The organism is Fastidiosibacter lacustris (assembly GCF_003428155.1).
Lineage (GTDB): Bacteria > Pseudomonadota > Gammaproteobacteria > Francisellales > Francisellaceae > Caedibacter > Caedibacter lacustris.
The window spans coordinates 1-22,140 of the sequence record NZ_QLIR01000026.1 but is presented as its reverse complement, the minus strand read 5'-3'; the positions used below and the strand labels follow the sequence as shown (position 1 = coordinate 22,140).

The 22,140-nt window shown below is 34.8% G+C and carries 22 protein-coding genes, 1 rRNA gene and 2 pseudogenes; 11 read left to right on the top strand and 14 right to left on the bottom strand.

Features of this window, described 5'->3' with window-relative positions:
• The 7 genes and pseudogenes from DNJ77_RS09220 to DNJ77_RS09190 form a co-directional block, all read right to left on the bottom strand.
• Window positions 1-310 (bottom strand): annotated as a pseudogene (locus DNJ77_RS09220) (hypothetical protein); the annotation flags it as partial.
• 95 nt (window positions 311-405) lie between these two features.
• Window positions 406-1,518, bottom strand: a complete 1,113-nt coding sequence (ftsZ, locus tag DNJ77_RS09215; protein ID WP_116964738.1) for a cell division protein FtsZ — start codon at window positions 1,516-1,518, stop codon at window positions 406-408.
• A gap of 162 nt (window positions 1,519-1,680) precedes the next feature.
• The gene (gene recF / locus DNJ77_RS09210) at window positions 1,681-2,733 is read right to left on the bottom strand and encodes a DNA replication/repair protein RecF (RefSeq protein ID WP_116964737.1); all 1,053 of its coding nucleotides are present in this window, start codon (window positions 2,731-2,733) and stop codon (window positions 1,681-1,683) included.
• Between the two features lies 1 nt (window position 2,734).
• On the bottom strand, window positions 2,735-4,099 hold the full coding sequence (gene dgt / locus DNJ77_RS09205; protein WP_116964735.1) for a dGTP triphosphohydrolase: 1,365 nt from the start codon (window positions 4,097-4,099) through the stop codon (window positions 2,735-2,737).
• 293 nt (window positions 4,100-4,392) lie between these two features.
• On the bottom strand, window positions 4,393-5,424 hold the full coding sequence (tsaD, locus tag DNJ77_RS09200; RefSeq protein WP_116964733.1) for a tRNA (adenosine(37)-N6)-threonylcarbamoyltransferase complex transferase subunit TsaD: 1,032 nt from the start codon (window positions 5,422-5,424) through the stop codon (window positions 4,393-4,395).
• Entirely contained in the window at window positions 5,421-5,645 is a 225-nt protein-coding gene (locus DNJ77_RS10265) for a lipopolysaccharide assembly protein LapA domain-containing protein (protein WP_116964731.1), read from the bottom strand. The genes tsaD and DNJ77_RS10265 overlap by 4 nt, the downstream gene beginning before the upstream one ends.
• 28 nt (window positions 5,646-5,673) lie before the next feature.
• Window positions 5,674-6,579, bottom strand: a complete 906-nt coding sequence (locus tag DNJ77_RS09190) for an ROK family protein (RefSeq protein ID WP_116964729.1) — start codon at window positions 6,577-6,579, stop codon at window positions 5,674-5,676.
• Between the two features lie 907 nt (window positions 6,580-7,486).
• Here DNJ77_RS09190 and DNJ77_RS09180 point away from each other — a divergent pair.
• A complete protein-coding gene (locus DNJ77_RS09180) occupies window positions 7,487-10,063 on the top strand; it encodes an Rne/Rng family ribonuclease (protein ID WP_116964726.1) in 2,577 nt (858 codons plus the stop codon).
• 219 nt (window positions 10,064-10,282) lie between these two features.
• Here the strand turns inward: DNJ77_RS09180 and galE are convergent, their stop codons facing one another.
• Both galE and purB read right to left on the bottom strand, forming a co-directional pair.
• A complete protein-coding gene (gene galE / locus DNJ77_RS09175; RefSeq protein WP_116964724.1) occupies window positions 10,283-11,284 on the bottom strand; it encodes a UDP-glucose 4-epimerase GalE in 1,002 nt (333 codons plus the stop codon).
• Between the two features lie 32 nt (window positions 11,285-11,316).
• Entirely contained in the window at window positions 11,317-12,687 is a 1,371-nt protein-coding gene (purB, locus tag DNJ77_RS09170) for an adenylosuccinate lyase (RefSeq protein ID WP_116964742.1), read from the bottom strand.
• Window positions 12,688-12,884: 197 nt separating this feature from the next.
• Between purB and DNJ77_RS09165 the strand changes: the two genes are divergently transcribed.
• The 4 genes from DNJ77_RS09165 (at window position 12,885) to gnd (ending at window position 17,078) form a co-directional block, all read left to right on the top strand.
• A complete protein-coding gene (locus DNJ77_RS09165; RefSeq protein WP_116964722.1) occupies window positions 12,885-14,219 on the top strand; it encodes a metallopeptidase TldD-related protein in 1,335 nt (444 codons plus the stop codon).
• A gap of 2 nt (window positions 14,220-14,221) precedes the next feature.
• Window positions 14,222-15,136, top strand: a complete 915-nt coding sequence (locus DNJ77_RS09160; protein WP_116964720.1) for a LysO family transporter — start codon at window positions 14,222-14,224, stop codon at window positions 15,134-15,136.
• Between the two features lie 10 nt (window positions 15,137-15,146).
• Entirely contained in the window at window positions 15,147-15,506 is a 360-nt protein-coding gene (locus tag DNJ77_RS09155) for a (2Fe-2S) ferredoxin domain-containing protein (RefSeq protein ID WP_116964718.1), read from the top strand.
• Window positions 15,507-15,626: 120 nt separating this feature from the next.
• Complete coding sequence (gene gnd / locus DNJ77_RS09150) at window positions 15,627-17,078, top strand: decarboxylating NADP(+)-dependent phosphogluconate dehydrogenase (RefSeq protein ID WP_116964716.1); 1,452 nt, start codon at window positions 15,627-15,629, stop codon at window positions 17,076-17,078.
• 65 nt (window positions 17,079-17,143) lie between these two features.
• Here gnd and DNJ77_RS09145 read toward each other — a convergent pair.
• The 3 genes and pseudogenes from DNJ77_RS09145 to DNJ77_RS09135 form a co-directional block, all read right to left on the bottom strand.
• Window positions 17,144-17,262: pseudogene (locus DNJ77_RS09145) on the bottom strand (IS5/IS1182 family transposase); the annotation flags it as partial.
• 299 nt (window positions 17,263-17,561) lie between these two features.
• Window positions 17,562-17,846 carry a Tn3 family transposase gene (locus tag DNJ77_RS10260; RefSeq protein ID WP_420810638.1) on the bottom strand — a complete coding sequence of 95 codons (285 nt, stop codon included), beginning with the start codon at window positions 17,844-17,846 and terminating at the stop codon, window positions 17,562-17,564.
• Window positions 17,847-17,871: 25 nt separating this feature from the next.
• Window positions 17,872-18,231, bottom strand: coding sequence for a Tn3 family transposase (locus DNJ77_RS09135; RefSeq protein ID WP_275667777.1), 360 nt, complete (start codon window positions 18,229-18,231; stop codon window positions 17,872-17,874).
• A gap of 28 nt (window positions 18,232-18,259) precedes the next feature.
• Between DNJ77_RS09135 and DNJ77_RS09130 the strand changes: the two genes are divergently transcribed.
• The 4 genes from DNJ77_RS09130 (at window position 18,260) to DNJ77_RS09115 (ending at window position 19,504) form a co-directional block, all read left to right on the top strand.
• Complete coding sequence (locus tag DNJ77_RS09130; protein ID WP_116964740.1) at window positions 18,260-18,403, top strand: helix-turn-helix domain-containing protein; 144 nt, start codon at window positions 18,260-18,262, stop codon at window positions 18,401-18,403.
• Window positions 18,404-18,494: 91 nt separating this feature from the next.
• Window positions 18,495-18,692: a hypothetical protein gene (locus DNJ77_RS09125; protein ID WP_116964710.1), complete on the top strand. Its 198-nt coding sequence runs from the start codon at window positions 18,495-18,497 to the stop codon at window positions 18,690-18,692.
• An 18-nt stretch (window positions 18,693-18,710) separates the two neighbouring features.
• Window positions 18,711-18,980 carry a hypothetical protein gene (locus DNJ77_RS09120; RefSeq protein ID WP_116964708.1) on the top strand — a complete coding sequence of 90 codons (270 nt, stop codon included), beginning with the start codon at window positions 18,711-18,713 and terminating at the stop codon, window positions 18,978-18,980.
• A complete protein-coding gene (locus DNJ77_RS09115) occupies window positions 18,974-19,504 on the top strand; it encodes a hypothetical protein (RefSeq protein WP_116964706.1) in 531 nt (176 codons plus the stop codon). The genes DNJ77_RS09120 and DNJ77_RS09115 overlap by 7 nt, the downstream gene beginning before the upstream one ends.
• Before the next feature lie 199 nt (window positions 19,505-19,703).
• On the opposite strand, the gene DNJ77_RS09980 is transcribed toward DNJ77_RS09115, so the two are convergent.
• Window positions 19,704-19,844: a hypothetical protein gene (locus DNJ77_RS09980; protein WP_157966666.1), complete on the bottom strand. Its 141-nt coding sequence runs from the start codon at window positions 19,842-19,844 to the stop codon at window positions 19,704-19,706.
• A gap of 539 nt (window positions 19,845-20,383) precedes the next feature.
• Between DNJ77_RS09980 and DNJ77_RS09110 the strand changes: the two genes are divergently transcribed.
• Both DNJ77_RS09110 and DNJ77_RS09105 read left to right on the top strand, forming a co-directional pair.
• Window positions 20,384-21,031: a DUF1275 family protein gene (locus DNJ77_RS09110; protein WP_116964704.1), complete on the top strand. Its 648-nt coding sequence runs from the start codon at window positions 20,384-20,386 to the stop codon at window positions 21,029-21,031.
• Window positions 21,032-21,053: 22 nt separating this feature from the next.
• The gene (locus tag DNJ77_RS09105) at window positions 21,054-21,899 is read left to right on the top strand and encodes a substrate-binding domain-containing protein (RefSeq protein ID WP_116964702.1); all 846 of its coding nucleotides are present in this window, start codon (window positions 21,054-21,056) and stop codon (window positions 21,897-21,899) included.
• 118 nt (window positions 21,900-22,017) lie between these two features.
• Here DNJ77_RS09105 and rrf read toward each other — a convergent pair.
• Window positions 22,018-22,132: ribosomal RNA gene (rrf, locus tag DNJ77_RS09100) — 5S ribosomal RNA — on the bottom strand.
• Window positions 22,133-22,140 lie beyond the last annotated feature (8 nt).

Below are 22,140 nucleotides of genomic sequence, written 5' to 3'. Positions count from 1 at the left end.
ACACTTTGTTATTGGACTTAACTTCCTCTGTTAATTCGTTCAGCCACTCACAAAACAAAAGATATTGATCATTGGCTTGCAATTTCACTAATCCAAACGGGGAGCGGTAAATCGCCTCATCAAAACCATTAGTTTGCATAAAAGCCTCCTTGATCACTTTTATCTTCTTGTTTACTTTTAATTGATGCATCCCTTTTGTGAGTTGTTTTAGCAAACTTTCTGATTTAAATAAATTTGACAGATCAGCGCCTGAATCAACAATCAGATCAAACGCTTGATTTAAAGCTTCATTTTGTTTTCCATTTCTCACCTTTCGTTCCTAGATTATAAGTTTTAACCAGTATAACCTATGAATGAATTTACACAGTTATTTTAATACTCCTTCACCAGAACCTAAATAAAAACTTATTGATTATCTGGTTTTGCCTCTGGATTAAGTTTACGCACTAAAGTTTGCCCTTCATTCAAGACCTTATAACTGGTAGAAAGTTGTTGTTGATTATGCAATGTTTTCACTTGACGAACTACTCCGTGACGCTCAGTTGTAACATCTACATCAAACCCTGTGGCAATAATGGTAATATCTACTGCATCCCCCATTTCTTTTCTAATTGATGTACCAATAATAACTGGTGCATCAGGAGCTGCAATCTCAGCTACACGATCACCAAGCTCAGTAAATTCACCCAATGAAATATCATTGCTGGAAGTTACACATACCAAAAGTCCTTTAGCATCTTTTAGTTCAATATCCTCTAACAACTCACAAGATACTGCTTTCTCAACTGCTTTTAAAATACGATCTTCGCCTTTAGCATGCCCTGTACCAATCACAGCTAATCCAGGAGAAGCCATCACGGTTTTAACATCTGCAAAATCAACATTAATATGACCAGGCGTACGAATAATTCCTGTCATTGATGACATTGCGTTATATAACACATCATTTGCTGCATGAAATGCATCCATTAGAGTTGTTTTTTCTCCTAGTGATTTTTTAAGCTTGTCATTAGGAATAACAATTAATGAGTTCACATGTTCTTGTAAGGCTGAAATACCTTGTCTTGCAATAAGTTCACGCCGTCGCCCTTCAAAAGAAAACGGGGTAGTGACCACACCAACTGTTACAATGCCTTTACGCTTAGCCACCTCAGCAATAATACCAGCTGCTCCTGTACCAGTGCCTCCACCCATACCTGCGGTAATAAATAACATATCACAATCAGCAATAGCTTCTTCTATATGGTGCATGCTCTCTTGAGCTGCTTTCAAGCCAACCTCAGGGTTTGCCCCTGCTCCCAGTCCTTTAGAAACGTATTCACCAATTTGCACCTTAAAAGGGGCAAGATTCTTATCCAACGCTTGCTTATCTGTATTCATGGCATAAATTTTAGCGCCTTTTAAGCCCTTTTCAACCATGTAGCTTACAGCATTTCCACCACCACCCCCTACACCAATAACTTTAATCCTACCATGTTCAAATCCGCTTGAATGATGCTCATGATCTAATTCTGTCATAGTCTCTCCTAAAACATGATCCCAACTCGTAAATGTCTATAGTATATACGTAAATATGCCAGAATAACGATATTTCTCCACTTTAGCACAAAAATCTTAAGGCTTTTCCTTATTTTGAACACAATTATGAAATATATACTAAAACGTTATAAAACAATCGATTTACAATTGGTAGCGATTATGTTCTTTGTCTAAAAATAAATTTAACAGGTGATTGGCATTAATTGCCGTAGCAATAATCTGAGCATCAATTTCTACAAGTTTACTAAATACTTTCTGTAAATGTGCTTGATCAAGCTCAGAATGTAAATCATCGACTAAATAGATACAACCGCTTTGATGTTCTTGTGAAAAGATTTCCCCTTGGGCAAGCTTAATCGCCGAGATAAGAATCTTTTGCTGTCCACGCGAGAGTATATCTTGAGCAGGATGTCCATTTACTTTAAAGCGTAAATCAGCTCGATGCGAACCATGACTTGTGATGCCAGATTTTACATCGCTTTGAAAGCTATGTATTAAAACCTCTAACAAAGCCTTATCCTGCGACCAGCCACGATAATAACTGATTTCAACTTGCAATTGAGGACTAAATAGCAGTAATAGCTCTTGTATTTTAGGCATAAGCATTTGGAAATAATCCAAGCGTGCTTGATCTAAAGCTTCCGATTTAGTCACTAATTCCCTATCTAAAATCTCAATATAGTTACGTGGATAATTTTGCTTTAATGCAGCATTCCTTTGTTTAGTTAAACGCTTAACTTGTTGCCATATATTCAAGAAATTCTTTTTATGATAAAAGACCCCCCAATCTAGAAGTTTACAGCGCTGTTGTGCACCACTATTAATAAGACTAAAACTCTCAGGATTAAATAATTGTACGGGTAATGCGCGCGTCAATTCTGCTTGAGAACTGACCTCTTCACCATCTAACCTAATTGTACTTTTGCCAGTTTTATCACGCAGGCTTGCAATTGTCCTCTCTTTAGCATTATAAAAACGTGAGAATAATTTAAAATTCTCCTTTTCATGACTAATAATTCTTGCTAATTGAGCACTCCTAAACGATCGTCCTAGAGACAAAAAGTAGATCGCCTCCAAAATGGAAGTTTTACCACTTCCATTTTGACCACTAATCAGATTAAGCTTAGGATGAAGTGTCATAGCAACTTCACTTAAGTTACGAAACTGATAAATATTAAGGTTTTGAATATACATTTTAAACAGGTTTAAATATGCTTTGTGCCGAGCTCGATGTAAATCGGCTATATAACTCTATTGCATAGCGATCTGTCATACTGGCAATAAAATCGCTAATTGTACGTGCGCGATTAGCTTGATCATCTAAATGATAGGCATAAAAAATTTCACCTACATCTTCTGGTAACAAAGAAGTCTCAAATTGTGAAGCAATTAAAATATCAAACAGAGTTGAAATAATCTCGCGTCCTTGATAGCGCACAACGTTCATTTTTGGCGCACTGATTACCGTAAAGTAAACAAATAACTTTAATATTTCAACTTGCTTACGTACTTTAGGACTAAGGTGTACACTGGATAGCACAGGACAGTTTTTGTCACAATCAAGTTCAACGTTTGAAATACAATAATGTACTAAATTTGAAGTAAATTTTGTGCGCAAATAACTTGAATTTGCTAGTTTCTTTGCTTGCTGATAAATGTCAGTAAATTTAGCATCAAAATCTATGATGCCTTCAAAAATGGATCTCAATACAGATTGAATGTCCGAAATACTCACAATAATGCCATCTAACTCTGCTTGCTGTTGAACTTTTTTAAGCAACTTGTGCTCGGTATTTAACATCGAAAGCGGATCAAGGAAACCTCCTTTAAACGCATCCTCAATGTCGTAAGTAGAATAAGCAATATCATCGGCCAAATCCATTATCGAACATTCAATAGTTTTAAATTTTTTACCTACTAAGACACCTTCTGAATAACCCGCTAATACATGCTGCTTAATTTTTTCAACCAACATTTTTTCACTTAAATAATAACCCTTTATCGGATAGCCACTTGAACTAATGATATAACTTGGAATTTCTTTGTCATATTTTAAGATTGCAGCTAGCGTTCTGTATGTTAAATTCAAACCAAAACGGTTATCTTTACCTGAATGAATAGGACCTTCGCCTTCAAAGATTTTTTTTTCAGTCTTTGCTAATAGGCGAAGCGCTTGGGCATTGCCTTCAAAACCGCCAAATTCAAGCATTTTAGCATGCAATGCCTTTTCGCCATTATGACCAAAAGGCGGATGACCAATATCATGACAAAGTGCAGCGGTTTCAACTAAATCAGTGTCAATATCTAAGCTAAAACGTGAATTAAGTCCTGTTGCAATTGACTTTGCAATTTGAGCCACTTCCAATGAATGCGTTAAGCGATTTCTAAAAAATTCACTCTCTGAACAAGGAAAAATCTGCGTTTTACCTTGTAAACGCCGAAAAGAAGCTGAATGGATCACACGTGCATAATCACGTCTAAAAGGCGAAAAATGTTCTTTAGGATGCGCTTCATATACGCCTCTGTAGTAATCCTGTTCTTGATATAAAGATGATGCCATTATATACTCAAATTGCTAATTTAAACTTTACTATAGTATTTTGTGCATAGTATACCTAAGAAATGCTTCAAACACATTACCCTCTCCTTTGTACACAATAATTTTTTATTTGAATAGACAGGTCTCATGAGTTAGTTTTTATATGGTTTTTAAACGTAAGTCAAAGCTGCTAATCAAATATTTCCTTTAAACTATTTATCAGCTTATTTAGGTACTTTTCGTGTTGTAAGAATCAAGAAAAATAGTACTTCATTCAACATACAATGCATCGTTTTACTTGGGGAAAATACTTGTTACTCATAACGTATACTGATGCTATTTAACGACGCCCTCGGCTTAACCTGTATTGTCATATCCTGATCACGATAGCCATGCAAAAGACGATAAGCACCGGCAATCGCAATCATTGCCCCATTATCAGTACAATACTGAAGAGGTGGATAAAATACTTGCCAATCATGCTTATTTGCGATTTCTTTTAACATGATACGCAATTGCTTATTTGCACTCACACCACCCGAGACCACTAAATGTTTAACATTTGTTTGTTTTAGTGCACGTTTACATTTTATAGCAATCGTTTCAATTATGGCTTCTTGAAACGCACATGCAATGTCAGCTTTAATAATATCATTCTGTTCTATTTGTCCTTGCCAAGTATTTAAAACAGCGGTCTTTAAACCACTAAAGCTAAAATCAAGTCCTGAGCGATCACACATGGGACGAGGAAAATAAAACACTTCCTTCCGCCCTCGTTCGGCTAATTTTGCAAGATGTGGTCCACCTGGATAGGGCAAACCCAATAGCTTTGCTGTTTTATCAAAAGCTTCACCTGCTGCATCATCTACAGACTCTCCCAATAACTGATAGCAACCAAAATCATTAACCTTGATCAGCTGAGTATGCCCCCCTGACACCAATAAAGCAATATAGGGATACACTGGCTTTTGGTTATCACTTAGTAATGGGGCCAGTAAATGTCCTTCTAAATGATGAATGGCTATAGCGGGGATGTTACACATAAAACTTAAGGTTTTAGCAAATGCTGCGCCAACCATAAGTGCACCTACCAAGCCTGGCATTGCTGTATAGGCCACAGCTTCAATATCTTTCAACGATAGTTCTGCTTCTTTTAATGCTTGTTTTGTCAATGGCATAAGCTTTGCCACATGATCTCTAGAGGCAAGCTCAGGCACAACACCGCCATACTGCGCATGTAAATCAATTTGACTATAAAGTACATTAGCTAAAAGCTTATGTTTTTCACCATCATAAATTGCAATACCTGTTTCATCACATGAAGTTTCTATTCCTAATACAATCATACAGATTGCGCCTTGTTAACTTTGCACTTTATTCGTGACAGAAGTATCAACAACATGCCAATTATTAAACCTGATACAAAAACTATCAATAATAACAATATCAATGGTAAATTTAATGATCCTAATAAATAGTTAAATGTTACTTGTTGAGCATTTAATACTGCTAATGCACAAACAATCAAAAATATAATAATTAATAGCAAATATCCAATTAAATGCATTTTTTCATCCTTTAAGTCTGTATTTTATTCAACTATTAGCTAATGAGTCTTGGATATCTATTGCTAACGCACATGCACCCTTTAGCCCTGCATCACCATCTAGCTCTGATGGCACAATAAAGTCATCTAAATATTCTTCTAAATTCTGATGTTGAACATACCCATTTAACAACGTTTTTAACTTTTGCCTAATCAAAGGAAACAACTGTATCTGCTTCATCACTCCACCTCCTAAAATAATTTTCTGTGGAGATAAGACTAAAACATAATTCATTAAAGCTTGTGCTAAATAATCGGATTCTATCTCCCAAGCGATATGATCTTTTGGTAGTACACTACAACTTGCCACTTGCCAGCGCATGTTTAATGCAGGTCCTGATGCCATACCCTCTAAACAATTTTTGTGACTTGGACAAATTCCATTAAATTCTTCCAAGTCTTTATTACTTTTTCTCACTAATACGTGCCCCATCTCAGGATGGGTTAAACCATGTAGCATTTTTCCATCAATAAGGACACCACCGCCAATCCCTGTTCCTATCGTTAGATAAACAAAATCCGTTAAACCTCTTGCTGCACCAAAACGCTGTTCACCTAACGCTGCTACATTCACATCGGTATCAAGCTTAATTGCACAACTTGGGAAAGCTGATGATAAAGCTTGGTATAAATTAAAGTTACGCCAATTAAGTTTAGGCGTATTCAAAATCATACCATATTTTGGATGTGCTTTATCAACACACACAGGACCAAATGAACCAACACCCATTGCTGTAAATTCAAATGGTTTAAAAAAACGAATGACGTTTGCTAGTGTTTCTTTAGGTGCTTCAGTATGAAACTGTGCTTTTTCAATGACTTCACCTCGGTCATCACAAATACCACAAACAAATTTTGTACCTCCTGCTTCTATTCCTGCATATAATCTCACCATACTCTAACCATCTATTTATTTAACCCTGTTGATAATACCACACACTCCATCAAAAGTTTTATTACGTTTTGCATTCTTTACTTTTTGATTCTACCTTAATTTATTTTTTGCAGATTAAAGTCCTTGCCAACAACTTGCTATAGTCTATAGTCCTAACTAACTCATCTTCATCCTTGTTTCTAACTTCTCTAAACTTTGTTGTAATTTTCATAGAATGCTTGAAAAATATTATAAGCACTTGACAATTGCACTTTTATTCATAGGTAAGTTTTGCTAGAATATAACTGTTTTTGCTAAGCAAACTTGACTTTGCCAACCAAAAATGAAAACGAATTTTAGTATGGACTTTGGCTGTAGTACTCTATGGGGACAATCTGTGCACAAACAAGCACTAAATAGGAAACAACCCCAACCAGCAGAGAATTCTCCAAGATCCACATTTTGTTTGCCATAAATAAACATGAGTAACTGGTTAAAGTAACAGTTATTTAATGTATAATAGAGCAAATGATGAGGTGTCTTGTTGCAAATCTATTGATCGACTTTGCAATAAGCGCAGTACCCATGCTGATTTAGATGATTTTAATAAAGAGTAAAAACAATGCTCTTAAAGCTTACCTTAAGCCATTACAAGCCTGAGTTAAAAAATTAAACGTTAAATCACACAAAAGGCATGATAATAAGAAAATAAGTAGCTTTTTGTGCAAGCTTACATAACCAACTGATGTAACAAAAAACACAATGATGACGATTTTTATAACAATGATAACAATATTAGTTTGCTTAATACAGGTTTTAACTAACCAAACACAAGCATATGCTCTATCCAATCAAACATCGTCTTTTTACTACTTATCTCTCGCCATTATGCCTTTTAAACATCAATTATTTAAAAGGATACCAATTTATGAAAAAAATGCTGATCAATGCGCGCCAAGCAGAAGAAACGCGTATTGCTATTGTCGACAACAATCAGTTGTTAGATTTAGATATTGAAAGCGTTGACAGAGAACAAAAGAAAGCTAACATTTACAAAGCAAAAATTTCACGCATTGAGCCTAGCTTAAATGCCGTATTTGTAAACTATGGTGAAGATAAAAACGGCTTTTTGCCCTATAAAGAAATATCACCTGAGTATTTCAAGAAAACAACCAAAGATCCTAATACACCATTAAACGAATTACTTGATGTTGGTCAAGAGCTTATCGTGCAAATCGCTAAAGAAGAGCGTGGCACAAAAGGCGCTGCTCTTAGCACCTTTATTACGCTTGCAGGTTGCTATATGGTGCTTATGCCAAATAACCCAAGTGCTGGCGGAATCTCACGCCGTATCGAAGGTGATGAACGTCAAAAACTTAAGACTTTATTTGATTCTCTTACCATTCCAAACAATATGGGAGTTATTATTCGTACCGCTGGGGTAGATCGCTCAGCAGAAGAGATTCAAGCCGACCTTGATACATTAATTAACCTATGGGACGCGATAAAACGCGTTTCTTACCAGCGTAAAGCACCTTTTTTGATTCACAAAGAAAGCGACATTACCATTCGTGCCATTCGTGATCACTTAAAAGAAGATATTAATGAGATTATTATTGATGATGAAGAAGCTTTTGAGGATTTAAAACGCCAGCTATCTATGCTGCGTCCTCACTTTATCTCACGTTTACAGCTATACAAAAAAGAGCTTTCTCTTTTTAATGCTTTTCAAATCGAAAAGCAGATCGAAAGCGCTTTTAAGCGTGAAGTACACTTGCCTTCTGGTGGATCGATTGTCATTGACACAACCGAAGCTTTAACCGCTATCGATATTAACTCTGCACGTGCCACAAAGGGCGACAATATTGAAGAAACTGCGTTGGCTACTAATCTTGAAGCAGCTGAAGAAATTGCTAGACAATTGCGCTTACGTGATCTTGGAGGTCTAATCGTCGTTGACTTTATCGATATGGCATTCTTCCCTAACCAAAAAGCCGTTGAGCAAAAGCTGGTCGATGCATTATACAGTGATCGTGCTAAGATTCAAATGACGCGTATTTCTAAGTTTGGCTTAGTTGAAATTTCTCGCCAGCGCTTGCAAGCATCTCTAGGTGAATCTGTGATGCACGCTTGTCCTCGTTGTGAGGGTCATGGCTTTATTCGCTCCATCCCATCACTTGCACTATCCATTTTACGTAACGTTCACGCTGAAGCATTGCGCGAGAAAACAAATGAACTACGTGTTCAATTGCCAATCGATGTTGCTACCTTTTTATTGAACGAAAAACGCGATGAATTATCACAAATTGAGGAAGGCACTAACACTAAGGTACTCTTGATTCCAAATGCAAACTTACAATCACCGCATTATAACATTCAACGAATATGGGGAGAGGCTTACACGACTAATCGCCCAAGCTATAATTTGATTGAGGAAGAGCAAAATGTCCAATTATACAAGACACCTAAGCACGACAAATCGAAACAACCTGCATTAAAATCAGTTAATCAAACTCTAAACTCAGATGAACTTGATAAGGCAAACAACAAGAGCAATCAAAAACTAAACCGACAAGTGCCTCAAAAACAAATCGATAAGCATGAGAAAAATCAAAAAAATCAAGTTCAAAAAAATCTTTTGGTAAAATTAATGTCCTTTTTCTTCTCCGAAAAACAAAACGAAAAAGAAAAATCTAATCATAAGCATATTAACAAAGAAAACTCCAATAAAGATCAATGTAATGAACAACGCAACGATCGAAATATTCGTGATAATAATGATCGGGGCAATAAGCAAAATCGTCAACAGCAAAGCGATAAAAGTGATAACGTTGCAATAAAGCAAAAACGTGAGCAAAATAGCCAACAAAGTAATGAGCGCGATCGCAATGCCAACAAACTAAACGGACGTAATAATAGACCAAATCAACGTTTACAAGTTCATCAAAGTGAAGAAGTGATTAATATTTCCATCTTGAAAAAAGAGTCTCCAGAAGCAATTAAGGCTGCTAAAGAGAAAGCCATGATGAAGACCATTTCAACCACTCCTGAAGAAAAAATTTCACTGATGGTGAGGAAAGTATTAACTGAAGCTAATACTTTAAGTAGTGGTAAAGCTACTCAAATTGAAACGCACTCTGCCCATACAAACAAAACGAAATATCTAACCTTTGAAGTCATTAACATTACTGAATTAGCTAAAGAAGAAGTTTTAAAAGGTCAAGTACCATCAGAAGATGACGTTATTGTAGTTGAACATGATAATGAAGGTACAGATGATGAGGTATTTGATGTTATTGTTGATGAAGCAACAATTCAAAGCTCGGATGCTGATAATAACATGAAAGAATCAGATAACTCAGAAGAACAGAAAATTAAAAAACCAAAGGTGCAAGATAAAAAAGCTCGTCCACGTAAAAATACACGCAAAGCTCTATTTATCGAATATTCTGCTGCTGTTGATGTCAACTCACAAGGTTTTATTTCTAAAGAATTACAACAGTAATACCTCTTGGTCATCTGATAGCAAGTGATCACTTTAGGCACAGCTAAAAACATATGACTTACCTTAATTATTTCAAATGATGGCATATCTGCCAGCAGGTAAATGATTCATGAGTTTCAAACATCGCCTCCAATGCAAGCTTGATAATAGGGGTATCCTTACTTATCTCTATTTGTTGAACAACTTTCCTAAATAATATCACGTTTGTCAACTAACCATTTATTTACTTTGGTTACACTGCCAACGCCAACTATCAACCATCATTGTATAAATATCTCTTTTTGCCTGCCAGTTAAGCTCCTTTTGCGCTTTAGCGCAGTCTGCCCAACATTCATCAATATCACCTGCTCGTTTGGATTTAATTTGAAATGGGACTTTTTGCTTTGATGCTGTCTCAAATGCTTTAATAATTTCAAGCACTGAATAGCCTTTACCTGTACCTAAATTCCAAACGTAACAACCGTTTTTATCCTTAATATAATCATAAGCTTTTAAATGACCATTAGCTAAATCCACAACATGAATATAATCACGTACACCTGTACCATCTTTTGTATTGTAATCATTTCCAAATACCGATAATTTTGGCAATTTACCACTGGCTACTTTGGTAATATAAGGCAATAAATTATTAGGAATACCATTTGGTAACTCTCCAATCAATCCACTTTCATGTGCCCCGATTGGGTTAAAATAACGTAAGATTGCAATGGACCATTCTTTATCTGCAAATGATAAATCTTGCAAGATTTTCTCGATTATGACTTTAGACTGTCCATAAGGGTTTATTGGTGTACCAATCGGGCAATTTTCTGTTATTGGAATCTCATGAGGATTACCATAAACCGTAGCAGAAGAGCTAAATACAAATTTCTTAATACCTCTATCGTACATGACATTGAGTAAGTTTAGCGTACCAGAAACATTGTTATCATAATATTCCAAGGGTTTCAAAACACTTTCACCCACTGCTTTTAAGGCTGCAAAATGAATGACCATTTCAATTGGATATTGCTCAAAAATACTTATTAAAAATGCCTTATCACGGATATCTCCTTTGACAAAAATTGGCTTTGTGCCTGTTATCTCATAAATGCGATCTATTATAACTTGTGAGCTATTGTATAGGTTATCGATAATGATAACATCAAGCCCTATCGTAATAAACTCGACTACAGTATGTGAGCCAATAAAGCCTGTACCACCCGTAATTAAAATCATTTTTTATCCTTTTTAATTTATATTACAAAGTGCTAATGTTTGATATATTCTTGACACAACTGTTCAGCAATACCAATATAATTCGCAGGAGTCATTGCCTTAAGGGATTGTTTAACCTCATAAGGCAAGGTCAAGCTGTCAATAAAAGCAGATAAATCATGCAGTGATATGCGCTTGCCACGCGTAAGTTCTTTTAATTTCTCATAGGGCTGTTCAATACCATAACGGCGCATCACCGTTTGTACGGCTTCACCTAATACTTCAACGTTATCCTTTAAATCTTCTAAAATTGGCTCCCGATTGAGCTCTAGTTTACTCATTCCCTTTAGCATTGCCTGATACGCAATTAAGCTATAAGCCAAACTCATGCCGATATTACGCAATACAGTAGAATCCGTTAAATCACGCTGCCAACGTGAGATCGGCAATTTAGACGATAAGTGATTCATTAAACTATTTGCCACACCTAGATTACCTTCTGCGTTTTCAAAATCAATTGGATTGACTTTATGCGGCATGGTGGATGAGCCAATTTCACCTGTAATAGTTTTCTGTTTAAAATAATTTAATGAAATATAGCTCCAAATGTCCCGATTAAAGTCAATACAAATTGTATTGATGCGACACAAACAATCAAAGCACTCTGCAATATAGTCATGCGGTTCAATTTGGGTAGTCAATGGATTGTAGGTCAGTCCTAAGGATTGGATAAAGTGTTTTGCAATCTCTGGCCAATCAAGGTTAGGATAAGCTGCGATATGTGCATTAAAATTTCCAACAGCACCATTTATCTTACCTAAATATTCAAGCTTTTTTAATTGCATAATTTGTCGTTCTAAACGATAACTGACATTTGCAAACTCTTTGCCTAAGGTTGTTGGGGATGCTGGTTGTCCATGCGTGCGCGATAACATCGGCTGATCGGCAAAATCTAAAGCAAACTTAGCAATAACCTTCTGTATATAGGTAATTTCAGGTAATATCACTTTATTAACGCCATGCTTTAGCATCAAGGCATAAGATAAATTATTGATGTCTTCTGAAGTACAAGCAAAATGAATAAATTCACTTATTCGACTTAACTCAGCATGATTAGCAATTTTATTTTTTATGAAATACTCCACGGCCTTAACATCATGATTGGTAATTGTTTCAATTTTTTTAACCTCCAACGCATCTTCTTCACTGAAATTTTTGATAATTTCATCCAAGTACTCTAACGCACTTTGTGAGAGTTTTGGTACTTCAATAATTTTATCTTCCTTAGCTAGTTGCTTAAGCCATTTTATTTCAACAACTATACGATAATAAATTAAACCATATTCACTTAAATGCGCGCGTAGTGCGTCGACTTTATTCGCATAACGACCATCAACGGGTGATAAACAAAACACTGAGTTCATAAAGGGAGAAATTAGCGTAAAACAAAAGTGTAGTGATTGTAACAAAAACCTTTGACTTCCCTCAAATGCTATTTTGTTTTTTCTTAACAAATTAAAGAAACAAAAATCTTCAACCAATATTTGCTATCTTTAGGTTGATTCTAGATAATGATTGTCATTCATCCTTACTTAATAAAAGAGATTATAAATAGCCAGCCATGTTAATCTTAGACAAACTATCTTACATCAAAACGGTACTTACCAGTACTTATGAGCGTTTACAACACAAAAATATTGATGCCTTTGAAATAAGCTGTAGTTATAACCAAGGGCACGTCATCGCTGTACGTGATTTACAAACTCAAACACTTGAATTTAATGTTACTCAACAACTTAGTGTAACCGTTTATCATCAAGGCAAAACAGGCTATGCTGAAACTTCTGATCTAAGTGATAAAAGCATTCAATCAATTATTGATAGTGCCACGGCGATTGCTCAATATACAGAAGTTGACCCCTTTGCTGGCATCGTTGATAAAGCTTTTTTATGTGAACCACAAAAGATGCCTGAACTATACTGTCCCATTGTGGACTTTAGCATTGAAAAAACCATTGAACATGCCAAAACATGTGAGCAACTAGCAGTTAGTCAAAAAAGCATTTTCCATTCTGAAGGCGTGGATATCAACAGTTTTGAAATCATACATGGTTTTGCTAATAGCTATGGCTTTATACACGTTTATCCTGAAACACGTCATAGTATCGGTATTGGACTTATTGCTAAAGACAAGCATGGCATGCAACGTGATAATGCGTATTTTAGTGCTTATGACTTCTTTGCTTTACCAACTATTCAAGAAATCGCAAACCTTGCAATTGAACGCACTTTAAATAGACGAAATCCAAAGAAAATTAAGAGTCAACGTTTACCTATTTTGCTCTCCCCTGCCATTGCACGTATATTCTGGAAAACATTGTTATCTGCGATAAAAGGGGGACATCAATATCACAAAGATACCTTTTTACTGAATAAACTTGATTATGATATTTTAAGTCAAAATATGAGTTTGATTGAAAACCCAAATATTAAAAATGGTTTAGGAAATCAACCTTATGATGACGAGGGAGTCAATTTTGGTGAAAACCCCATTATTGTCAATGGCAAACTTAAACGCTATCTATTAAATAGCTATAGTGCACGTCAGTTAAATTCAACAACTACAGGTAACTCAGGAGGGGTTAGTAATGTAATTGTTAACAGTACCCAAACCATATCACTTGATGCTCTTATTAAAAAAATGGATAAAGGCATTATCATTCATGAAATAATGGGACAAGGCTTTAATCTCACAACAGGAGACTATTCACAAGGTGCGATGGGGTATTATATTGAAAATGGTATCATCCAATACCCAATTGACAATTTTACCATCGCTGGGAATTTAACAGATCTATTTCATAACATTGTTGCCATGGGGGAAGATATTGATACATTTTCGCATATTCGTACAGGTTCTTTACTAATTAGCACATGTAACATTAGTGGTGAATAACGATGCTTCAGGCAATTATTATTCTATTTGCTTTGGTCTTAGGTTATTTTATTAACGTTAAACACTTATCCAACAAAGTAATGAGTAAACTCTTATCAATGATGATTAGCCTGATTATTACTGTGATGGGTTATAACTTTGGTGAGCTTATTTATCATTTAAAAGGTGAACTTCTAGCAATACTTGCTATTGTACTAAGCTTTATTGTTACTTTGTTCTTTGTTAATATTTTTGCCGTAACGCTTTACCTAAAAATAAAACCCAAACATGCACTGGTAGCTCATACTCAATTTATCAAATCTACTAATCCAGTTAAGCCTATTTTAGAAAGTTGCAAATACCTTAGTTATCTTATTATTGGTAGCTTACTTGGCTTATTTATTAACAAACCTTTTCCTTACATTGAACTCATGATTGATGGCATTTTGATCTTAACGCTATTTATTATTGGTGTCCAAATGCGACGTGAGGGTCACTCATTAGCCCAAATCCTAAAAAACAAAGTAGGTATCATGATAGCAATTATTCTTATCCTAAGTTCATTGATTAGTGGAATAATATTGAGTTTTATTTTCAATATCTCCACAGGTCACGCATTGATGCTTAGCAGTGGTTTTGGTTGGTATAGTTTAGCAAGTATCTTAAATGCACAACTCATTGATGCTCATTTTGGTACCATGACATTTTTTATCGATTTTTCACGTGAAATTATTGCTATCATTATTATTCCCATACTAGCAAAACACATGCCAACTGAACTTGTAAGTTACTGTGGTGCAACAGCGATGGATTTTACACTACCAGTTATCAAAGATCATATTGGCATTAGTGCAGTACCTATTGCCATCAGTAGCGGCTTTGTTTTAACCCTTGCTACACCTATTTTAATTCCTATGTTTAACCTCATTCCATTTTAAAGGACATAGCATGGAAGATAATTTAGCTGCCAAAAAAGCGCATTTACTTGGCATTCAAAACATAAAACGGCATATTTTTTTATGCTGTGATCAAAGCATTGATAAGTGCTGTAACAAAGAAGATTCAATGGTTTCTTGGAAATATCTTAAAAAACGTCTATCTGAACTTAGACTGTCACAACATGGTGAAGTATATCGTACCAAGGCAAACTGTTTTCGTATCTGCATCCAAGGACCAATTGCTGTTGTTTATCCAGATGGCATTTGGTATCACTCTTGTACGCCAGAAGTATTAGAAGAAATCATTCAATCTCACATTATTGGCGGTCAAATCGTAAAAAAATACCAAATTAAAGCATCTGAACAATAGAAAATCACTTTTGTTTTTACCTTGTTACTTTTTTCCATTCTTAATAAAAGCCTTTATCTTACCAAATCAAAGCTTTACAATGCCTAGCATATTGTTTTTCTATCGTTTTGGAGTGCATGAATGCAGCAAAAAGGAGACATTGCCGTTGTTGGCTTAGCAGTGATGGGTCAAAACTTGATTCTCAATATGAATGATCATGGGTTTACAGTTGTTGCTTACAATCGCACAACCAGTAAAGTGGATGAATTTCTAAATGGCAATGCTAAAGGTACAAATATTATTGGTGCCTATTCGATTAAAGATATGCTTTCAAAACTCAAAAAACCACGTAAAGTGATGTTGATGGTAAAAGCAGGAGAAGTTGTCGATCAATTTATTGATAGCTTAATTCCTCAACTTGATCAAGGCGATGTTATTATCGATGGTGGCAATTCCAACTTTGCAGATACCGAACGTCGTGTAAAAACATTAAAGAAAAAAGGAATTTACTTTATCGGTACAGGGGTTTCAGGCGGTGAAGAAGGAGCGCGTTTTGGACCTTCAATGATGCCTGGTGGTATGATGGAAGCATGGCCCACAATTAAACCTATCTTTAAAGCAATTGCTGCTAAAACACCAAATGGTGAAGCCTGTTGTGAATGGGTTGGCTCTGGAGGTGCAGGACACTTTGTTAAAATGGTACATAATGGAATTGAATATGGTGATATGCAGCTAATATGCGAAGCTTATCAATTTATGAAAGACTTGCTTGAGCTAGATAATGAACACTTATCTGCTATTTTTACCAACTGGAATCAAACGGAACTTAATAGTTATTTAATTGAAATCACTGCCAATATCTTGAAGTTTCAAGATAAGGAAGGCTATGTTATTGATCGGATTTTAGATACCGCTGGACAGAAAGGTACTGGCAAATGGACAGGCATTAATGCACTTGATTTAGGTATACCTTTGACCTTAATTGCAGAAAGTGTTTTTGCACGTTGTATTTCAGCTCAAAAAAATACTCGCCTACAAGCAGAGCGTTTTTATGGCAAGAAAGCTTACCCACATACCCCTATTTCTAGCGCACTATTACACGATTTACAACAATCACTCCTATTTGCCAAAATCATCTCCTATGCGCAAGGTTATATGCTTATGCAAGAAGCCTCCCAAACATACAATTGGATACTTAATTATGGTGATATTGCGCTTATGTGGCGTGAAGGTTGTATTATTCGTAGTATATTTTTAGAAAAAATAAAAGCTGCTTTTGATCGTAGCCCCCAATTACAAAATTTGTTATTTGATGACTATTTTAAATCTCTTGTTCAAAAAGCATTACCAAGTGTAAGGCGAATCGTTGCTAAAGGTATAGAAACTGGTATTGCTATGCCTGCATTAACTTCTGCATTAAGTTTTTTTGATGGTTTTACTACAGCTAGGCTACCGGCAAATTTACTCCAGGCACAACGTGACTATTTTGGCGCACATACTTATGAGCGTTTAGACAAAGCATATGGTCAATTTTTCCACACTGATTGGATTGGCTCTAATAGCAATGTTTCATCTTCTGGATATAATGTTTAGAGTCCGATTCATACATGGATTTACTGTTTGCATTTTTGTTTGCTAATCTAATCAGTGTTTTGCAGTCATATTAAACTTCCCGAAATGTGCAAAAAACCACTGAAACTGATCCTTGTTTTATCAAATCTAGAAAAAACTCTGCGAAAGTGTTTCAGCTTAGAAAAAAGCACTCAATTAGGTGCCTGGGCTGGGGTTTCCTGCAGAGCCCTCCATTTTTCCCTGTTTTTCAATTTTCACCCCTTCTCAAAGTGCGATGTCAGCTTACTTTCAAGGAATTTTGATATTACTTCAATATCAGGCGCATAATCCTGGGACATAAACTTGTATCTTCCAGTAACGTTAATATGTTGCCATGCTACTGGCGATATACGATTTATGATTTACTTAGCTTTATCTTCCCCGTATTTTTCGACCAGTTTAATATATATTCGATAATAAGATTGAATTGTAAGCAATTACACAGTTGGCAATGAGTCTTGATGCCTAAATATAAACACAGTTATCAATTGTTTTATTGCCTCTAAACAAGCCATCATGCACCTTTCTAATAATGCGTTGGAGCTGATGATATGACTCGGTTCTGTTTCTTGCTCTTCTTAATTTCTGTCGAAGAGATTCATCATTAATCAGGTTTAAAATGTGTATTGTTTTGAGTATTTTGTTGTACTCCCATAATGCCGACTTTAAACGTATGTTCCGCTTGTGTGATGACAATTTTTTAACGATAACCGCCTGTGTATTATGTTGAAGTATAAGTGAAAGAAGCACTCTGATAATTTCACGTTTTTGACTCTTAATTAAGAGCAAGATCAACTTTTCCTTTTGGCGAGATTAACCCTTTATATATATCTAAATCACGCGTACAGTAAAGAAACGCAGAGGCTTCTCGAATATTTTTTATACTTGGCACAAACTCAATATCTATTGCATCAAGTGCGACATAATTAATCTGATTTACTGTATGATTATCGCCAGTAAGCATATCAATTTTGATTTGTGAAGTATTGTTGTATACCAGATCAAAAGCAAAATGACTTTCATGTTCATTACACCCTATTAATCGAGCATTGATTGGGACATGGTTAGCCACAAGAGATACAACAGAAATTCCAGGAGAATCACCAAAATATTTCTTTGAGTAGCGCGATTTAATGTTTTTAACGAAAATCTAGGGATGTGATATAACTCATCAATTTGCTGAAGCACTTTACAATCAAAAAGAACTCACAACTGAAGAAATTGCCAAGCAACTTAATATTTCTCGTACAACGCTTTACAAGTATTTAAAAGCTAGATCAAACGTTAAAAAAATAGTAATCAGATAAAATACTGCTCATGTTGCGAGGGACTAGTTTTTATGTTAGCGTTTCTCCGGAAACTAGTTTTTACTAAATCTAACACAGGGAGACAGAAGAAATGAGTTCTTTTAAAAAAGCATGCTCATCATTGGCGCTTATAAGCATACTTTCAGCTGCTGCAGTCAGTGCTTTTGCAGGCAACCAAAGTGTTTTACCTTACAATAATCCCGTATTAATGGAGACGTTAAGTAAATATCAAATAAATCCAACTGAAGTTAGAGAGGTTAGCTTGGGTGAACCAACTATCCTGAGTTAAAACGAATTGGATAAAATTATGCAACAAGAGCAAATATTTTTTACCTCTAGCAAAAACCTTAAAAATATAGGTTGTGTTGGAGCATATGTTAGTACTGAATATGGCAATACGTGGGTGATAGTCAATAAATGCAGCAAACCAATTAGTTTTAATGTTGTTTTAAGACATAACGACGGATACACAGCATCATTTGGTAAAAAGTGTACTCCTGCTCACGCATTATACACAACAGGTCACAAATATAACTGGCAATTAGTATCGATGACAGATGGTGAACCTCAATGCTAGGAAAGCTTTTCCACTATCTTTACGTGGGAGTTTTATATTTATTTTTATGCAGCAGTGCATACTCATCTGAATACAAAGAAAGTAATTTAAGCTTTGATATTAAAATCAATGATTCTGAGCCTGTTTTGCTACAGCCTGTGAATGAGCAAATAGTTCATCACAACTATGAAAACTTTAAGTTATATATCTTGAAACCTGCTGCTTTAAAAGATAATTACAAATATGGATATGAAAAGATTGAGCCTTACCTTAATGAAGGCAATACAGAGGATTCTTATTTTATATTTATAGCATCTAGAAGTAATGATTCATGCTATGTTTTTCAATATTCAACCAAATATACGCTTTTAAATACTAAAGTTACGGGCAGTAGTGTTGTACATATTCAACTTGAAATAAAAAATAATAATATAAACGATGTAACTAAGTATGACGATGAGCACTCATCTAGCTTGATAAGATTAAACTTTGATGGGCAAAATCAACTATGCTCTACAATCATCAATAAGCGTCAAGTAGAGTAGTAAATATAACTCATAAACTATACACTCCTATTGACACTATCCCTATTGAGATAGGCATAAAGCTGATTTCAACTGATCCCAGAATTTCTTGAGTTGGATTGACATTAGGGTTTGAGAGGATGTGGCAATTACAAAACAGGGAAAAATGGAGAGCTCTGCAGGAAGCCCTCTGCCTCTCTTTGTAAATTCCTTTATCATACTAATGAAACTCCTTTGCCTCTACCAAGCGCTTGAGCATCGCTGCCATGCTTTTCATAACCTGCTGCACAAGAGCATGTGCTATTACAATAGTTGAATCAAGCATGGTATCTTGCAAATCTGCATCACTAAAATTGATCATCATACTTTCCCATATTTTTCGTTCAGCTTAGTGTTTGTAAAGCCAGTACGAAAAAGTCTCTGTAAAGCGCCAACGAATATTGTCAGCATTTTAAACGTGTATGCCTTTTATTGTTTGTAAAAACATATACATCTTTTTCCAAACTTCATCACTTATGTGATAATCCATCCTGCAATCCTTTTTTTAGTTTTTTCAAAATATATTTCAATTTAAGGATTGCAAGCTTTCAAATCTTTTTTAATTAAATCAACCTAATTACATATTTATGCTATCTATTTTTATAAATATTTGTTAATTTAAATAACAAAATTATTTAGACTGAAAATAATGGTATCCATTTCAAAGGTTTTAATCACTCACTAAAATTTACTGTGATTTATTTTGGCTATTTTAGTGGTTAGTTTAGACCGTTTGGACAGCGTCTAATTGGAGTAAAGAAACAAGGCTACATTGAATGATAAATTATACGACTCTAAAACAGTTTGAATGTACAATTGAGTCGGAAACTCAAAAGTGTCCCAAATTAGAGTAGATCAATCATGAATAAACGAGATTTAATTAACTATTATCAACTAGCTTTTATTAATGGTGTTAACGATGCTATTTCCGTCATTATGCTATATAAAGTTTTTGTAGTGTTAATGACAGGTAATATTATTTATTTTATTGCAGATATGGCAACTAACCCTCAATTTACTGACATGGTAAGAGCAACTTTACTTATCAACTTTGTTATTTCAGGGATAGTTGTTCATAATTTGTTGGTTAAAAAAAGTGTTAAGTTCCGTATTATTTTATCTTTAGGATTTGTGATAATCTATTGCTTTGCTGGGAGGGTCGCCCTAACTAGTGGTCACTTACAGGAAGATAGCTTAGGATTTTTAATTGTTGCGAATATAGCTACCATTATGAGTATTATTACGAATAACGTCTTTTATCGCTTTCATTCAACCAAAATTAATCTAGTTGCCTATACTATGAATTTATTAAACCTTGCACATATGTTCGCTGAAAAACGTTATTTTGATTTAGTACTTATCAGTACAACCATAATCAGCTTTGTTCTGGGACTAACAATCGGTGCATTTTTAACCATTTTATGGGATTTTTATACAATACTTATTATTATCCCTATTTTAATTTATTTGTATTGGACGCATAATAAACCATTAACTCACATAAATTAATTATCTAAAAAAGGTTAGAAATATGAATGAAGCATTAAAAATTTCAACTTTTAAAGATATATCGGCTTTCATTTTAGAAACGTTACAAAAACGTTACCAAGCAGATATTGAAATTAAATACGTTAAAAACGCTAATGAAAGCCATCAAGACTTAATAGACAAAAGAGCTGATATCGTTTTCATGTCATACGATGATACCTTATCTATTTACTTTGAAAAAAAATTCCATGATATTAGAGCGTTTATGCCAATTCATGGTGGGATACTTGATTTATGTGGAAATATTAATTTTAAGCTAAACCAAGTTAATATTGGTATTGATACCGACAGTGGTTATGCTCGAGCTTTGAGGACTTACCTTAAGACAACGTTGAGCACCCAAGATTATAATCAATTAAAATGGCTAAAATCCGGTGCAACAAATATTCGTTACAAAAAACTAATTAATGGTCAATTAGATGCAACGTTATTAAACCCTCCTTTTTGTGTCATGCCAAATGTAAACTGTCTGACAAATCTTTATAAGCACCTTGGTGAATATCAAGGGTTAATTGCAAATACCAGACAAAAATGGTTTATAAAAAATCAGAGTAGAGTCAATAAATTTATAACTATTTATCACGAACTTTTAGCATCTATACTAAATAACGCTGAACAAACTATTGACCAGATTAAACAATTTTATGCTATATCTCAAGATACTGCACAAAAAATATATGCACGACTATTAGAATCTGATGGTTTAAATTTTTCAAAAGATTTCAATAATAGATTGAAAAATACCGAAAAAATTTTTTGTAGTGAAATGAAAAACGTATATATTCCAGAAAAAAGAGATTGGATAATAGCCTACGATATTGTTTCCTAAGTCAAAAAATAATTAATAGTACAATTTGATTCGCTACCCTTGTATACAGGATATTTTAAAAAAGTTAAAGAGGGAAGGGTCGTTTTTATCGTATTGATAAACTAATGACAAATAAAAAACCTGATGATGTTCTACTTTCACATGACGAATGCCACACTATCATCGACGCTAACTGTTTTCACTTCTGAGTTCGGAATGGATTCAGGTGGTTCACAGTCGCTATTATCATCAGGTAACTCTC

Bases quoted from the DNA above. Each gene is read 5' to 3' on its own strand.
- tsaD (WP_116964733.1), bottom strand. From the start codon at position 5,424: ATGATTGTATTAGGAATAGAAACTTCATGTGATGAAACAGGTATTGCA.
- DNJ77_RS09160 (WP_116964720.1), top strand. From the start codon at position 14,222: ATGCTTCAGGCAATTATTATTCTATTTGCTTTGGTCTTAGGTTATTTT.
- DNJ77_RS09105 (WP_116964702.1), top strand. From the start codon at position 21,054: ATGAATGAAGCATTAAAAATTTCAACTTTTAAAGATATATCGGCTTTC.
- dgt (WP_116964735.1), bottom strand. From the start codon at position 4,099: ATGGCATCATCTTTATATCAAGAACAGGATTACTACAGAGGCGTATAT.
- gnd (WP_116964716.1), top strand. From the start codon at position 15,627: ATGCAGCAAAAAGGAGACATTGCCGTTGTTGGCTTAGCAGTGATGGGT.
- DNJ77_RS10265 (WP_116964731.1), bottom strand. From the start codon at position 5,645: ATGCATTTAATTGGATATTTGCTATTAATTATTATATTTTTGATTGTT.
- DNJ77_RS09180 (WP_116964726.1), top strand. From the start codon at position 7,487: ATGAAAAAAATGCTGATCAATGCGCGCCAAGCAGAAGAAACGCGTATT.
- DNJ77_RS09190 (WP_116964729.1), bottom strand. From the start codon at position 6,579: ATGGTGAGATTATATGCAGGAATAGAAGCAGGAGGTACAAAATTTGTT.
- ftsZ (WP_116964738.1), bottom strand. From the start codon at position 1,518: ATGACAGAATTAGATCATGAGCATCATTCAAGCGGATTTGAACATGGT.
- DNJ77_RS09110 (WP_116964704.1), top strand. From the start codon at position 20,384: ATGAATAAACGAGATTTAATTAACTATTATCAACTAGCTTTTATTAAT.
- DNJ77_RS09155 (WP_116964718.1), top strand. From the start codon at position 15,147: ATGGAAGATAATTTAGCTGCCAAAAAAGCGCATTTACTTGGCATTCAA.
- DNJ77_RS09120 (WP_116964708.1), top strand. From the start codon at position 18,711: ATGCAACAAGAGCAAATATTTTTTACCTCTAGCAAAAACCTTAAAAAT.
- DNJ77_RS09165 (WP_116964722.1), top strand. From the start codon at position 12,885: ATGTTAATCTTAGACAAACTATCTTACATCAAAACGGTACTTACCAGT.
- DNJ77_RS09980 (WP_157966666.1), bottom strand. From the start codon at position 19,844: ATGATCAATTTTAGTGATGCAGATTTGCAAGATACCATGCTTGATTCA.
- recF (WP_116964737.1), bottom strand. From the start codon at position 2,733: ATGTATATTCAAAACCTTAATATTTATCAGTTTCGTAACTTAAGTGAA.
- DNJ77_RS09115 (WP_116964706.1), top strand. From the start codon at position 18,974: ATGCTAGGAAAGCTTTTCCACTATCTTTACGTGGGAGTTTTATATTTA.
- galE (WP_116964724.1), bottom strand. From the start codon at position 11,284: ATGATTTTAATTACGGGTGGTACAGGCTTTATTGGCTCACATACTGTA.
- DNJ77_RS09125 (WP_116964710.1), top strand. From the start codon at position 18,495: ATGAGTTCTTTTAAAAAAGCATGCTCATCATTGGCGCTTATAAGCATA.
- purB (WP_116964742.1), bottom strand. From the start codon at position 12,687: ATGAACTCAGTGTTTTGTTTATCACCCGTTGATGGTCGTTATGCGAAT.